Genomic DNA, 15,367 nt, shown 5'->3' with positions numbered 1-15,367 from the left:
TTACCCTGATGCCCTCTTTCGTAATATCAGGCTATGGAAATTTCCAACATGTTTGAAAAAATCACTGCAGCACCTGCCGACCCGATTCTGGGTCTTTCCGATCTTTTCCGCGCGGACGACCGCTCAAATAAAATCAATCTGGGGATTGGTGTTTATAAAGATGAAACCGGTAAAACGCCGGTTCTCGCCAGTGTGAAGAAAGCCGAACAATTCTTGTTGGAAAATGAAACGACAAAAACCTATCTGAGCATCGACGGGTTACCTGATTTCGCACGCTGCACGCAGGAATTGCTGTTTGGCAAAAACAGCGCTGTGATTGCCGACAAACGTGCCCGCACCGCACAAACCCCGGGCGGTACCGGCGCATTGCGTATTGCTGCCGATTTTATCGCCACTCAGACCAGCGCCAGACGCGTGTGGGTCAGTAATCCAAGCTGGCCAAACCATAAAGGCGTTTTCTCCGCTTCCGGTCTGGAAGTGGCAGAATACAATTATTACGACGCCGCCAATCACAGTCTCGACTTTGACGGCATGCTGAAAAGCCTGAGCGAAGCACAAGCTGGTGACGTGGTGTTATTCCATGGCTGCTGCCACAACCCGACGGGCATTGATCCGACGGCAGAACAGTGGGCTCAGCTGGCAGAATTGTCTGTCTCCAAAGGCTGGTTGCCGCTGTTTGATTTCGCTTATCAGGGCTTTGCTAAAGGTCTGGAAGAAGACGCCGCCGGGCTGCGTCTGTTTGTAGCGAATCACAAAGAATTGCTGGTCGCGAGTTCTTACTCGAAAAACTTCGGGTTATACAATGAGCGCGTGGGTGCCTGTACGCTGGTGACGGCTGATGCTGAAACCGCTGACCGCGCATTCAGCCAGGTGAAATCCGTTATCCGTGCAAACTACTCCAACCCGCCCGCACACGGCGCAGCCGTTGTTGCCACTATTCTGGGTAACGAAGCCCTCCGCACGCTGTGGGAGCAGGAGCTGAGCGATATGCGTCAGCGTATTCACCGCATGCGTCAGCTGTTTGTGAGCACGTTGCAGGAAAAAGGCGCGCAGCAGGATTTCAGCTTCATCATCAATCAGAACGGGATGTTCTCATTCAGCGGCCTGACCAAAGATCAGGTGCTGCGTCTTCGTGATGAATTCGGCGTTTACGCGGTGAACTCTGGCCGTATCAACGTGGCCGGTATTACGCTCGAAAATATGGCGCCGTTGTGTGAAGCCATTGTCGCCGTGCTGTAAGAATTCGACGTTCTGAATTCCATTAAAAAGCCCGTCCAGAAACTGACGGGCTTTTTGTATTCTGTTAGCCAAAAAACGTTTACCAGACCGGCATTTCATCCTGCAGGAAGGGGTTGGTTTTACGTTCATAGCCAAAATCAGACATAGGTCCGTGACCCGGAATAAAGACGATATCATCACCCAACGGCAATAATTTTGTTTTGATAGAGTGAATCAGCGCCTGATGATCCCCGCGCGGGAAATCACTGCGCCCTACTCCGCCTTTAAAAATCACATCACCGGAAACCGCCAGACGCGCTTTATCATTGATAAAAACAATGTGTCCCGGCGTATGTCCCGGGCAATGCAGCACAGAGAGTATTTCCCCGCCCACACTCACGGTATCCCCTTCTTCCAGCCAGGTGTCTGGCGTCAGCGGGTCACAATGTTCAAGGCCGAACATCTGGCTTTGCGTTGGCAACGCATCGAGCAGGAACTGATCTTCCTTTTGTGGCCCGATGATCGGCACCTGATAATGGGCAGCCAGTTCAGCTGCGGCGCCGACGTGATCAAGATGGCCGTGTGTCAGCAAAACTTGCGTAACCCGCACACCTTTGTCGGAAACTTCGCGGATAATTTTTGCTGCTTCTCCGCCCGGATCGACAAGCGCGGCCTGATTCGTTTTTGTACACCAAATCAGTGAGCAATTCTGGCTGAACGCCGTGACAGTAATAAGATGGAATTTCATAGGGCTCCACAAAATGGCCTGTCCGTTTGGGCAGGCCATTAATTACGCAGACTACCAGGTTCGTGCTGGCCCGGTATCAATGTGCACAAAGTTACTTCGTGGATAATATCCTACACCACCCATCCGCATTTTTAATGCTGCTTTGCGGATATTGCTCAGTTCGATGCCCTGAATATGGAAATCCATGGCCTGCCCGAGCGTGTGGTAACTGTGTTTTGCTACGCCGCTCCCCGGTTCACGCATACTGTTATTGGTCGCCAGAGAACGGTAGCCGGAAATTAACTGAACCGGTTTATTCGTTCCGCCGAGCATAACCTGCAAACGATAGAGGTGATCGAAAAGCGCGGGATCGATGCTTTTTACTTTTTCCGCACGATAGTCCCTGAACAGATGATTTAACCGGGCCAACTCATCCTTGTTATAACGCTTTCCATCAAAAAACTCAGTTTTGAGGGTTTCGCCGGTATTCAGATTGTTAACCACTAAAATACGCGGACGAGGTGTGGAAAGAGTGGCGAATGCACGACCCGGAAGCAATGCAACCCCCATAGCGGCACTGCCTAATGCCAGCCATTTACGTCGATGTTTGTCGATTTCATTCATGAACAGTTTACTATCCGGTAAGAGAGTCAAAAATAAGCCCCATTCGGAACCGTTTTGAACCTTAACCGCCAAATTTCTGCGAGTCAAGGGACCCTGCAAAGCAAAACGAGCGTGCCAGTGGCTCACGCTCGTTGTCGGGCCAAGTATTCAGACCCTTATCAGATTAGTTTTACTGCATTTATTGGAGCAATATTTCAGCCTGAGGCAAAATTTGTGCACCTGATCGCACAGTCGCATCGTAATTGTAAATATCTGTACGGAATTGCGGCTTACCATCATCAGCCACCCAGGCCGTCAGATAGAACAGTTTTACCGGTATGTGATGACGGATCGCTACATACGTCGTATTACCGCCCTGAAGCGCTGAAGAAATTCGGGTATCGTTCCAGCCCGCATCCTGTAACAACATATTGGCCAGTTCCGACGCTTTGTTTACGCGTACGCACCCTGAACTCAGCGCACGAATGTCTTTGCTGAACAGGTTGTGGTTAGGCGTATCATGCAGATAAATAGCATCTGAGCTCGGCATATTGAATTTATACCGGCCAAGGGAATTGCTCGCGCCCGGCGCCTGACGGATACGGTACGGGAAATGACCTGGCGAAACCATCGCCCAGTCAATCATCGCCGGATCAATCACTTCCGCATCATTACTCCAGCCGGATAACACCTGGTAACCGTGCTGCTGGAAGTACGATGGGTTATTCATGGCCTTAGGCACAATATCTTCACGCACTAAGGTCGTCGGCACGTTCCACGGCGGATTGACCACAACGTTATTCAGCGCACTGCTCATTAACGGTGTTTTGCGGCTCGGACGCCCGACAATGACCCGCGAGGATAAAACTTCACTACCGTTGAGATAATACGTGAGCTGGTAGTTGGGAATATTCACCATAATGCCCGTATTCACATTGCCCGGAAGAATACGTAAACGTTGAATGTTTAGCGCCAGCAATGTGGCACGCAATTGCGGAGATGCATTCAGCCACTGACGCGTACGTCCGCCAATAATGCCATCCGCCTCCAGCCCCTGCCATTTCTGAAAGCGCTTAACGGCTTCAACCAGATCCGGCGTGTACTGATTATTCGACACAACAACCGGCGCGGCCGGAGCAGGTGTATCACCGGCCTGAACCGTCGGCAACACATCCTGGACCGAAGTCGCAGAAGGACTGACCGCTGGTGTCGCTGGTTGCGCTTTGTCTGCGGCCTCATCGACAGACAAATCGTCATTCGCCGCACTTCCCGGTACGTTAGGCGCAATAGTTTCATCGGTCGGTTTCGGCGATTTAGCCTCTTCCGGGGACGCCACCATCATGCCCGTTCGGGTCAGGATTTCACGCAGCGCAGGCACATCGTCGCTGATTTGGTCGGGACGCAAACTTGCCGCGCCGTTCATCACCGGCCACGGACGATTGTCTGCCAACATCAGCTTCAGGGCATCGTGCATTTTGGCGTAATAAGGATGTTGCGGCGTCAGCGTTGACAGATACCGCGCCGTGTCGCCCTGACGTACAGCCAGTTGCCACTGGTTAATCACCGTCAGCGGCGGCGTAGTCATTTTGTAGGGCACGTTGCTGTAAAGCCATTTGTCACCATTGGCTTCGACGCTGCTGGTAAATTGCAAATACCCCAGCATTGCATCGGACAATACAACATCGCGCGCCATTCCCTTGACCTCAGGATCCGTCAGCCATTTAACCCATTGCGTAAACTGCGGCTGAATGCCTGAAATCGCCAGCTCAGCTAATTGCTGCTGGAAAATCTGGATGGATCCCCTGTCATTCCACATCGGCTCCATATGGTTGGCAGCGTAAAGTGAGGACAAAGATGATAGATACAGCGGACGAATGCCGCGCGGCGCCAGTTCTGCCTGCAACTGACTCATGCTCTGAACGCTGGATAGCGTGGTTTTTCCTACCGGCATAGTGGGTACTACGGCCCAGGCAGAAAACCATGGCGACAGACCGCTTGCCAGCAGACAGCTGGCGACTAAAAACCTGAGAGACCTTTGATTCATTAACATTTTCCCTTGCCTCCCGATAAATTGCCCAATTTGATCCCCAAAATTAAGCCAGCAGCTCTTGGATTAAGTATATAAAGAGAATTCTTTTTTTGCGTAGGAACTCAATGCAATAGAGTCCGTATCTCACGTAAAGACTCTAAGCCAGCCGTCACCCGAAATAAAGACTTCATTGTGTACTTTCCATTCTGCGGCAAAGCATTAGCTCACTATTCAGCCAGGTATTTGAAAATGTCTTAATTGTTATTTATGTCTAAGACATATTCTTAAGAAAGTATCAGAGAAATGAATAAGTAATATTCTGAGGGTAAATCAATATTTAAGGAAAGAAGTATGAAGAAAATAAGGAGCCGAAAACAATAAAAAACGCCCCGGTCAAATACCAGGGCGTCAGGACTTCAGAAACGGATCAGGAAACGTCGGCTTCTGTCGTTGCCAGTGCAGGAAGCTCCGGAGCAAACCCACGTAAACCCACTACATGCACATGTTCGTTATTGCCGAACACTTTACGCACCAGTTTGTAAGTCGTGCCTTTTTCCGGGCTGATATTTTCTGGCGCCGCGATAATAAGCTGCATTTCCAACCGGTCGCAAAGCTCAAACAGCGTAGCGATAGATTTGGCATCCAGACGGGCCGCTTCGTCGAGGAACAGAAGACGACAAGGCGAAATATCTTTACCACGCATGCGGCTCGATTCGTCTTCCCAGCTCTGAACCACCATCACCAGAATCGACATACCTGTACCGATCGCTTCACCGGTAGACAACGCGCCACTTTCTGCACGCAGCCAGCCATCAGAACCACGGTTAACTTCCACCTCCATTTCGAGGTAGTTACGGTAATCCAGCAGTTCTTCACCGATCGTTTGCGGCGTACGTTGCCCCATATCGATCTGCGGATTCAGGCGCTGATACAGTTTTGCCAGCGCTTCGGAGAAGGTCAGACGGTTGCTGCTGAACAAGTCCTGATGCTGTTCCTGTTGTTCAGAAAGTACATCCAGTAAACCGGCGTGGGCTTCACGCACATTGACGTTCAGACGCACACTTTTGACCTGACCAAACGCCACGGCCTGCAGACCCTGGTTGAGCTGACGGATACGGTTTTGCTCACGCTGAATCGTCTTGCGAATAATATTCGCCACACTCTTCGAACTGATGGCCAGCTGTTGTTCACGCGCTGTCAGCTCTTCAGTCAGGCGTCCCAGCTCGATTTCCATCTGCTCGATGGCTTCCACCGGATCGTCAGTGCGGATAATATCCTGACGGATACGCTCGCGCAGATGCTGATAGACCGCAATGTAGAACTGAATTTTGCGCTCAGGACGTTTTGGATCTTCAGAAAGACGCAGCACATCGCGCAGATGTTCGTTGTCAGACACCGCCAGACGCAGCGCCCCGAGCGATTTATCCGACATAGAACGCAGTTCGTCGCCATCCATATAGGCCAGCTCGCGGCGGTGAAGACGGCGCTCAACGCCATTATCTTTCACCAGACGCATCACGGCGCACCAGCCAGCTTTCGACGTCACCACCTGCTCACGGCTCTGATGGTAATCGCGTTCGAGCTTACGCAATTTCTTCTGCAAATTGTCCATCTCGGCTTCACAGAAAGTAATCTGTTTTTCGAGCTGGTTGCAGCGCGCACGGTTCGTACTGAGGGCGGTATGCAATTCATCGCGGCGCGTTTTGGCGCGCGCTTCGGCGTTCGGATCGGCCTGAACGCCAATATCCTGCAATTCCTGGCTCAGCTCTTTGAGCATGTCGCGTTTGGCATCAAACGAACTTTTCAGGGATGCCAGAACCTGACTGTATTGCGTCAGCTGGGTCTGATGCTGACGCATCTGCTCACGGGCGCGGGTACGTTCAGCTTCCGCATGCTCGAGGCGTTGACGCAGTTTGTCATTCAGGTCACTGTTTTCATTGAGCATACCGGCAGAATCGGTGTAGCCGAAGTGAGCGCGACGCTGAACGACTTCGGTCAGGGCAAACGCCTGCTGTTTCGCCAGACGCTGTGCATGCTGAGCCTGCGCATAATCTTCTTTCAGCTGCTCGTGCTGTTCCGGGTCACTTTGTAACACCGAGACCAGCGGTTCGAGTTTGCCCAGAGAAATGCCATGCTGCTGGATGAAACGGGCAGAATCCTGCGCTTCATCCATTTCTTCACGGATTTCTTCCACACGGTCGATCAGCGTTTCATCGCATAACAAACCAACACGCGGCTGCAATTTGTTCAGCATCGCGACGGCTTCTTTAGCCTGTTCGTATTGCTGACGTTGCTGCTGATTCTGGCTTTCGTGCGCATTCAGGGCACGCTCGAGCTCACCACGACGCCCGCTCAGTGTGCGGATTTCTGCTTCAGGATCGGCATCAAAAGCAACGGCCAGATGGCTGCCGATGAAACGGCTGAACGCCTGATGCGCGCGCTGGATTTTCTGGACGTCAAACGACAGTGTCGCGTAACGCTCGGATAACGTTTCACGCTCTTTATGCAGGGTTTCGAGGCGATTTTCACGCGCGGCACGACCAAACAGCGGCACCTGCGGGAAGTGGGAATAACGCCACTGGCGGTCGCCGGTTTTGACCAGCACCGCGCCCTGCATTTCTTCCACTTCAAAGACGTTATCGTCAAATGACTGCGGATCCCCTTCGATCAGATAGAGGTCTTCCGGACAATCGTCCAGCCCGTCGAGCTGATCGCGGATCAACGACAGACCAGGCACGACGATCGCGTGACGTGACGGGCCATACAACGCGGAGAAATACGGCGCGTCGTCGATTGTGACGTCGTCATAAATCTCGGAGAGCAGTACGCCACCGAAACGTTCGGCCAGCGCAATCATGCGGGAATCTTCCGCACCGCTTGGCTGGCTCAGACGGGTTATCTGGCCTTCGATGCGCCGCTTACGTGCAGCGACTTCATCGCGTTCAACCGTCGTTTCGCGTTCGGTTTCCAGCAACTGCTGCATGTATTCAGTCACCTGCTGGCTGTTTTCCAGCGGTTCCTTACTTTGCTCACTCAGCTGGCTCAGTGCTTCCTGAGCGGCCAGCCAGACCGGCGCACGGGCAGTCAGTTCACGGATACGCGACTGAACCTGCTCGAGCTCCTGACGCATTTCCATGCGGCGTTCACCAGCCTGTGAAACCACACCCTGCAACTCTTCAATCTGCACTTCCAGCTCGCGCTGCATTTCGTCCAGATCTTCCGGCTGCACATCCTGGCCGGTGCGTTTGCAGAATTCCTGCAACTGACGCTCAGCGTCCTGCTGCTCACGAAGACGATTTTCAAGCTCGGACAAACGCATCCGCAGCGGTTCGACGCGCTCTGCCTGATGCTGCTGAGAAGACCAGTCACGTAATAATTCACGCGCAGTTTGCCAGGCCTGACTGCGGCTGACTTCACCGGCGATTTTCACCACCAGCTGATACGCAGTTTCAAACTGATTGTGCGCCGCTGATGCCACGCTCATTTTTTGTTCCAGCTGGAGCAGGATTTCTGTGGCTTCCTGCTCTTTGCTCTGGAATGTTTCCAGCCACTCTTCGCTGTTTTGGGTGCTCAGATCCGGGATCTGGCACAGGTCGCGCGCACGTTCAATGGCCTGCAACGCCTGCTGGTATTGAATCGCACGGGTTTGCTGAACGTCCAGCGCCTGCTGGTAATCGGCAAGCTGGCTTTTCAGCTCATCGACTTCAAGCTCGGCGGCCTCGGCTCGCGCTTCATGTTCAGCATGCAGTTCGCTGGCTTCCGCCACGACTTCATTCTGTTCTTCCAGACGGTACGTCAGCTCTTCGAGATCACCTTCATAACGCTCGATTTTTTCCTGCTGACGCATCGCGGTCTGCACCAGACTGAGATGATCGCTGGCGGCCTGATAATCGGTTTCCAGATCACTTTGCGAACCGCTCTGCTCGGCCAGTTCACGCGCCATTTCGACATGACGGTATTGCTCACCGGACAACTGTTTCCGGCTGGTAAGCAAATCGTTACGCAATACCAGCGCGCCATCGAGGTGAATACGACGTTCATTGGCGTGGCGCATATAGTCAGCCGCCACGTAAGATGTCGCTTCAGAAATCAGATGCTTGAACAGGTCACGGTCGGATTGCGTTACGCGAATAGCTTCCAGCGTCATGCGGTTTTCACGCAGCGCGGCTTCCATATCCTGGAAAGCCTTACGCACACCGCTGTTTTCCGGCAACAGGTAGTCGCGCAGGGAACGTGTGATGGCGCTGGAAATCCCGCCGTACAGCGAGGCTTCAATCAGACGATAGAACTTGCTGCGGTCAGATGCCGAACGTAAACGACGCGGGATGACACCCAGATCGAACATCAGCGCATGATAATCGGTGATCGAGTTGAACTGCTTAAACTGGACACCTTCCATGGCTTCGACGCGATCTTTCAGCTCCTGCAAAGACAGCACGCGAGCCTGGCGCTCTCCCACCGTTTCCGTCAGCATTTCCGTCGGATTCACCGCAACCGGCAAGCCCTGAATAGTGAACGGTTTAATGTCAACTTTGCGGTCACGGCCTGCAACCTGTTGCAAACGTACGCCAACCACAATGCGCTGGTGGCGCGAGTTAACGACATCCAGCACCGAGTAACACACGCCCGCACGCAATTTGCCGTGCAGACCTTTATCGCGGGAACCTGAGGTTGCGCCGGCTTCCGTGGTATTACGGAAGTGCAGCAGTGTCAGATCGGGGATCAGCGCCGTAACAAACGCGGCCATGGTGGTGGATTTACCCGCACCGTTACCGCCGGAAAGCGTGGTGACCAGTGAATCGAGGTCAAAAGTCCGGGCAAAGAACCCGTTCCAGTTAACCAGCGTCAGTGAGCGAAATTTACCGCGTTCAATCATTCCTGTTCATCCTCTGCGCTATCAGGTCCCTGATGCCCTGCCTGCAATTCGCCCTCTTCGCTTTCGTCGTTCAGAGACAACGCACTGTCGACGGGCATCGCTTCGCCGTCGCGGATCATCCGTAGCTGTGCTTCACGGGCATCATCGCCGCTGCGAACATCCGCGCCAAAACGAAATACCGCTTCGGTGATACGGAATTTGCTGCTGTCGACACCCATGAAATACACCATGCCCAGACGGCGCAGACGGTTCAAAGAAGTACGGACTTTATCCTGTAATTTCTGGCGGTCTAAATCCGATCCGGTTGAGCGCTGATTGACATATTTCAACAGCTTGTTTTCATCGGCCAGACTCAGCAGCTCGTCATACAGTTCCTGCTGGGTAAAAATCCCTTCGTGCGCAAGGCGTTCCGGGCTGAGATACAGATAGCAGAGAATTTTCCCGACCATCATGTCCAGCTCGGAAAGCACCGAACGGGGGATCAGCGTCGTCGAGCGCGGGCGCAAATAGAAGAAACCTTCAGGTGCCCGGATTAGCTCTACGCTGTAGCGACTGTAAAACAACTCCATTTCTTCCTGATAATCCATCAGGAAAGCGTGGTTATCGAGTTCATCGATGCCGATATGGCGGCCAGAACGCAGCTGGCTGTCGAGAGCAGGAAACACTGAATTTGCCAGTGCCTGCGCCAGCTTAGCTGGCATTATGTGTTCAATATTTGTCGATGACATGGGCCTGCACCTTGGCTCCGTAATCATTGATTGCCTGCCATTCGGCATGCAACCCTGAAAAATCTGCTTCAGCCACACCAAGGCGAACTGCCTGGTCGACCACAATTCGCGCGACATCAAAGTGTCGGGCACGCGGATACTGTTTGAGATATTCGCGCATTACCATGCCCAGATTGAGCGGCGTTTTCTGTTGTTGATAGACCTGTAATGCCTGTTCAATCAATGCCGCAAGCTGTTCGCGGATTTCGTTAAATTCTTCAAATTCCAGATCCGGCGGTAATTCGCCGGTGACTTCCTCGCTGCGTAAAGCCAGTTCTTCATCACGCATATCCAGCAAGCGATCCGCATTGGCAAACGTCAGCGTCCAGGGCTGGTCAAAATAGTTTTGAACCGACTGGCGCAGACGTTGCGCAAATACGCGGTTTTTATCCATGTCGATAGCCGTACGGATAAATTTATGCACGTGGCGGTCGTAGCCAATCCACAGGTCAATCGCCTGCTGGCCCCAGCTGGTGATGCGGTCGAGTTTGTTCTGTAAATCGAAGACCAGTTTGTCGACGAAGCTTAGATCCATTTCCACCATCGTGGCATCCTGAATACGCAACAGGTGCGCCTGCAACAGGTCGCCCGCGGCTTCCAGCGTATCCTGCAATTCACGCAGCGTGCCCGAGGTTTCTGACAGGAGGATTTCACAGCTGGAAATGGCCGCACGCCAGTCTTTGTTGAGCAGCCCGGCGATATCATCTTTCACGCCCTGTTGCTGCTCATCCATAATCCGCTGGGTCATGTCGATGCTGTCAAAAATTTCAGCGACGGAATATTTCAGCGGTGCATAAACGTTGCGATGCCAGTGGAAATCATCGCCACCCTCTTCGGCGGCATCGGCCGCACGTTTAAGCTCCTGTGCAACAATCGACAATTGCATAGACAATCGCAGGGTAGAAAATTCGCGCTGACGGATATAATAATCTGAAATACCGATGGCCAGCGGCGTCAGGCGATAAATGGCATTGCCATCCGCCAGTTCGCTGACAAAACGGTTGAGCAGACGCTGACGCACCATATCATTGATGGCGTTATTGGCACGCACGGTGACCGTTTCGTTTGTCTGCTCGAAACCTTTACTGACGTGACGAAACGCGTCGACCAGCTCACCTTCACTCATTTCCCCATCAAGGCGCTCGCTGTTTAACGTGGCAATTGCCAGAAGAAAAGCCAGCCGCTCCGTTGGCAGCGAAATTGAGAAATCATTTTTCCGTGCCCAGGCGACCAGTTCGGGTACAGTCTGGGAAAATTCACTCATAATTCGTCCTTCAGAATGGGTTTGTGCGCCATCACATGGATGTAACGTCCCAAACTAACAAAAGGTTCCTGGCGGCAATAACGCTGTTCCAGCGCCAGAAGCTCGTCAAAATCCTGCTTATGTTGTTGTCTGTTTCGCAAATAATCGTGGAATACTCTAACACCGGTTTTGCCGCTTATCTGCATCCCAAGCTCTTCCAGCCACTGATAGACCTGCGCAGGTTCCAGCGGATGATCGGGCAACAGGGAGCTTTTTTTGATTTTTGGCACGCCGGCTTCAACATGACCGAAATTTCCCAGGATCATGTGGCGCATGACCAGACCGTGGATATTGTAAAACATCAGCGAGATTGCGCCACCCGGCACCAGACAATCGGTCAGTGCGGCCAGTGCCTGTTGGGGTTCCGCGAGCCATTCAATGACCGCGTGAAACAATATCAGATCAACCGGCGCTTCCAAATGTTCTGCGATGTGCTGAGCGGGACAATGTACAAATTGCATGTTGTCGCTCACACCTTTTTCAATCGCCGCAGCCTGCGCGCGACGGATCATCTCACCGGAGAGATCGCACAACAAGACCTGATGTCCTAAAGCGGCCAGTTCGCAGGCCATTTGCCCTTCACCGCCGCCCGCATCAAGAATACGCAACGGCCGCTGCGGCAAAGTTTTCATCAACTCCTGCAGATCCTGACCCAGCACGGCCTGACGGATACGTCCTTTCGTTGTGCCGTAGATATTGCGCGAAAACTTTTCGGCCATATCGTCAAAATTACGATCCTGCATGAATTGAACCTTGTTCCTGAAAACGTTTTGCCGGGTTATCTCTGTGCGGTATCGCCGCGTGAGGTGCTATTTTGGCACAGGCTGGCATAGAATAAATCATCCTGACACTGATTCACGCCCGGATGTCGTTTTTTCACCCAAAAGGACCGGTTTCTGATGCTATTTATCCTAAAAAAAACTGTTGGCGGCCTGTTATTGCCACTGCCTTTTATCCTGCTGATGATGGCGATCGCGCTGGTGTTGTTGTGGATGACCCGCTGGCAAAAAACCGGAAAAGTGTTTTTTTCACTGAGTTGGCTGCTGTTGCTCCTGCTGAGCCTCCAGCCGATGGCTGACAATTTACTTCGCCCGGTGGAATCTGGCTATCCGACCTATCAGCCTCAGGCGCATCCGCCGGTAAAATACGTTGTCGTTCTCGGTGGCGGCTATACCTATAACCCGGACTGGGCACCCAGCTCCAACTTGATCAGCAACAGCCTGCCCCGCGTCGCAGAAGGTATCCGAATTTATCGTGCAAATCCGGGATCAAAAATCGTGTTTACCGGCGCGCAGGCCATGACGAATCCGGTGAGCAGTGCGGCGGTTGCGGGGAAAGTCGCCGAGAGTTTAGGTGTGCCGGGGAGCGATATCATTTTGCTCGATAAGCCACGGGATACGCATCAGGAAGCTCAGCAGGTCAAAATTCTGGCCGGGGATCAGCCTTTCGTGTTGGTAACTTCCGCCAATCATCTGCCCCGCGCACTGGTTTTCTTCAGGCAGGCAGGACTGAACCCAATCCCGGCTCCGGCCAATCAGCTGGCAATTGATTCCCCGCTAAACCCGTGGGAAAGAGCCCTTCCGCAGGCACTTTTTTTATCTCACAGTGAACGGGCGTGGTACGAAACGCTGGGGCGTATCTGGCAATGGATGACGTTGCCGTCATCCGAAACAAAGCCCGTCAGTTAAGCCACGGCAACAGTTGCTGTCGCGCATAGTCAAACTGGCGGCGATCGAGCTTACCGGTATGGATAAGGTGCGCGACGGATTCCCACAATAAATAGAACCAACGACGCTCAAGGAAGGTGTCTGAGACGGGTGCTTTTTGCAAATAGCTGAACAGCAGTTGCTCGCTCATGCCCTTTTCCCAAAGACGGAATAAATCAAATTCACGCGGCGCCCATAATACGGTGCCCGGATTAATCATCGCCAGAAGCTGATCGCTGCGCGGGTCTTTCAGCATACTGCGCAGGGAAAGATTGCCGTGAACCAGAACCGGCGTGTCATCGAATTCCCGGAACAAGGTCGGAATACTGGATCGGGAACGGAAAAGCACCGTGCGATCTTCCGGCGTGAGTTCCGGAGCCTGTAAATTTGATAAGGTTGACCACAGCACTTCAACCCGTTGCGGATACCAGTTTTCCCAGCGGTTTTCCTGGGTGCTGTCGACTGAACCGACGCAACCGTGGCTGTCAATACGGTGCCATGCCAGCATCGCTTCAACAATTTGCTCCTGCAATATTTTCCAGCGTTCCGGCGTGCGGGTGGGTGCTTCTGCTGAGACGCCGCGCAGACGTTCAATCAGTAAAATTTCCTGATAGGGTTTTTGATGCGTCGTGACCATGCCGTAAACCGTCGGCACGCGCACTACGCCTTCTCTGGCCAGCATCGAGAGTTTGTAAGCTTCCTGCCCCGCGATGCCTTCGCAGACAAAACTTTTCGCCATCAGCGGCATTGCATAGCCCTGCTCATCATAAAGAGAGAAAAGATGGGCATAAGGTTGTTCACTGACGCATTCAAGGCGGGATAACCGCTCGCCCAAAACAATACTTAACTCGGCTTTTAGCTGTTCCATAACGTATTCGTAGTGACGAAAAGATTAACGTTTATGATGAAAGCTTCGACAGATGAATACCCCGTTTCAGATCAAACAAAAACCGGATAATTGCTTCAGGAGAGAGAGGATATTTCGGAAACTGGAAGGAACGTCAGATAAGAATGGACGGAATATGGCGCATTCCGTCCGCTAACCGTGGCTCAGGAATGCGAGTGGCCCAGAATCTTACGTACGCGTTCCAGATCTTCCGGAGTATCAACCCCTACTGAAGGAATGGCTTTCGCGACATCAACGTGGATTTTTTCACCATACCACAGCACCCGGAGTTGTTCGAGCAACTCAATGTGCTCCAGTTTGCTCGGTTCCCACTGAACGTACTGACGGATAAAACCGGCACGATAGGCATAAATACCGATATGGCGCAGGAAGACGTCGCCAATCGTGTCTTTAGAAATAGCGAAACGCTCACGTTCCCACGGTATGGCCGCGCGGGAGAAATACATGGCGTAACCATTGGCATCGCGAACCACTTTTACCGCATTCGGGTTGAAGGCTTCTTCGGCAGATTCAATCGGTACCGCCAGCGTTGCCATACCCGCAACGCTGTTGGCCAGATTTTCAGCGACCTGACGGACAATCACCGGCGGGATCAGCGGCTCATCACCCTGCACATTAACGATGATTTCATCATCTGCAAACTGACAAATTTGGATAACTTCCGCCAGACGTTCGGTACCAGACTGATGATCAGGGCTGGTCAGGCAAACTTCACCACCGGCGGCTTTCACTGCGGCCACAACTTCCGGATGGTCGGTCGCTACAATCACGCGTTTCGCACCGGATTCCAGCGCACGTTCCATGACGTGCACAACCATCGGTTTACCGTTAATGTCGGCCAAAGGCTTACCGGGCAGGCGGCTGGACCCAAAACGGGCCGGGATAATTGCAATAAAACTCATGGATGTGTCTCATCAACAGAAAGCGGGCGGGCTTCGTTTTCTAATAATACTGGGATGCCGTCCCGAACCGGATAAGCCAGACTGTCGGCTTTACACACTAATTCCTGCGCTTCTTTATTGAAGTACAGTTTCCCGTTACACACAGGGCACGCAACGATTTCAAGTAAACGATGGTCCATTAATTCCTCCCGGAGGCGAATACACCGCTTTTCAGCAGGGTGTCACGCAAAAATGCATTGGAAAACACAATACAACGGCTCCAGAGAATAGCATAACGCCCCCTCTCCGTTAATCCTCACGTCACCTTCTGTTACGGCCCAGAAAGTTAA

General features: G+C 52.6%; 12 protein-coding genes. 2 read left to right on the top strand and 10 right to left on the bottom strand.

Annotated elements, in window-relative coordinates:
- Nucleotides 1-48 precede the first annotated feature (48 nt).
- Nucleotides 49-1,239: an amino acid aminotransferase gene (locus IV433_RS01115; RefSeq protein WP_195812784.1), complete on the top strand. Its 1,191-nt coding sequence runs from the start codon at nt 49-51 to the stop codon at nt 1,237-1,239.
- A gap of 79 nt (nt 1,240-1,318) precedes the next feature.
- Here IV433_RS01115 and IV433_RS01110 read toward each other — a convergent pair whose 3' ends face one another.
- The 7 genes from IV433_RS01110 to cmoM all read right to left on the bottom strand — a co-directional run bounded on the left by IV433_RS01110 (nt 1,319) and on the right by cmoM (nt 12,266).
- On the bottom strand, nt 1,319-1,966 hold the full coding sequence (locus tag IV433_RS01110) for an MBL fold metallo-hydrolase (protein ID WP_195812785.1): 648 nt from the start codon (nt 1,964-1,966) through the stop codon (nt 1,319-1,321).
- Between the two features lie 51 nt (nt 1,967-2,017).
- The gene (locus IV433_RS01105; RefSeq protein WP_195812968.1) at nt 2,018-2,569 is read right to left on the bottom strand and encodes a YcbK family protein; all 552 of its coding nucleotides are present in this window, start codon (nt 2,567-2,569) and stop codon (nt 2,018-2,020) included.
- Between the two features lie 178 nt (nt 2,570-2,747).
- Nucleotides 2,748-4,598, bottom strand: coding sequence for a L,D-transpeptidase (gene ldtD / locus IV433_RS01100; RefSeq protein ID WP_195812786.1), 1,851 nt, complete (start codon nt 4,596-4,598; stop codon nt 2,748-2,750).
- 406 nt (nt 4,599-5,004) lie between these two features.
- Nucleotides 5,005-9,453, bottom strand: a complete 4,449-nt coding sequence (mukB, locus tag IV433_RS01095) for a chromosome partition protein MukB (protein ID WP_195812787.1) — start codon at nt 9,451-9,453, stop codon at nt 5,005-5,007.
- A complete protein-coding gene (gene mukE, locus IV433_RS01090; protein ID WP_195812788.1) occupies nt 9,450-10,181 on the bottom strand; it encodes a chromosome partition protein MukE in 732 nt (243 codons plus the stop codon). The genes mukB and mukE overlap by 4 nt, the downstream gene beginning before the upstream one ends.
- Complete coding sequence (gene mukF, locus IV433_RS01085) at nt 10,162-11,484, bottom strand: chromosome partition protein MukF (RefSeq protein WP_152324155.1); 1,323 nt, start codon at nt 11,482-11,484, stop codon at nt 10,162-10,164. Before mukF ends, mukE begins: the two co-directional genes overlap by 20 nt.
- Entirely contained in the window at nt 11,481-12,266 is a 786-nt protein-coding gene (gene cmoM, locus IV433_RS01080) for a tRNA uridine 5-oxyacetic acid(34) methyltransferase CmoM (protein ID WP_152324156.1), read from the bottom strand. The genes mukF and cmoM overlap by 4 nt, the downstream gene beginning before the upstream one ends.
- Nucleotides 12,267-12,422: 156 nt before the next feature.
- On the opposite strand from cmoM, the gene elyC reads away from it, so the two are divergent.
- Complete coding sequence (gene elyC / locus IV433_RS01075) at nt 12,423-13,211, top strand: envelope biogenesis factor ElyC (protein ID WP_195812789.1); 789 nt, start codon at nt 12,423-12,425, stop codon at nt 13,209-13,211.
- Here the strand turns inward: elyC and IV433_RS01070 are convergent.
- The 3 genes from IV433_RS01070 to IV433_RS01060 form a co-directional block, all read right to left on the bottom strand.
- On the bottom strand, nt 13,204-14,097 hold the full coding sequence (locus tag IV433_RS01070) for a YcbJ family phosphotransferase (protein WP_195812790.1): 894 nt from the start codon (nt 14,095-14,097) through the stop codon (nt 13,204-13,206). The genes elyC and IV433_RS01070 overlap by 8 nt on opposite strands.
- Before the next feature lie 182 nt (nt 14,098-14,279).
- A complete protein-coding gene (gene kdsB, locus IV433_RS01065; protein ID WP_195812791.1) occupies nt 14,280-15,038 on the bottom strand; it encodes a 3-deoxy-manno-octulosonate cytidylyltransferase in 759 nt (252 codons plus the stop codon).
- On the bottom strand, nt 15,035-15,217 hold the full coding sequence (locus IV433_RS01060; protein ID WP_104921460.1) for a Trm112 family protein: 183 nt from the start codon (nt 15,215-15,217) through the stop codon (nt 15,035-15,037). Before IV433_RS01060 ends, kdsB begins: the two co-directional genes overlap by 4 nt.
- Nucleotides 15,218-15,367: the final 150 nt, after the last annotated feature.

The organism is Rahnella laticis (assembly GCF_015644585.1).
Classification (GTDB): domain Bacteria; phylum Pseudomonadota; class Gammaproteobacteria; order Enterobacterales; family Enterobacteriaceae; genus Rahnella; species Rahnella laticis.
This window is presented reverse-complemented; position numbering and strand designations above follow the sequence as displayed.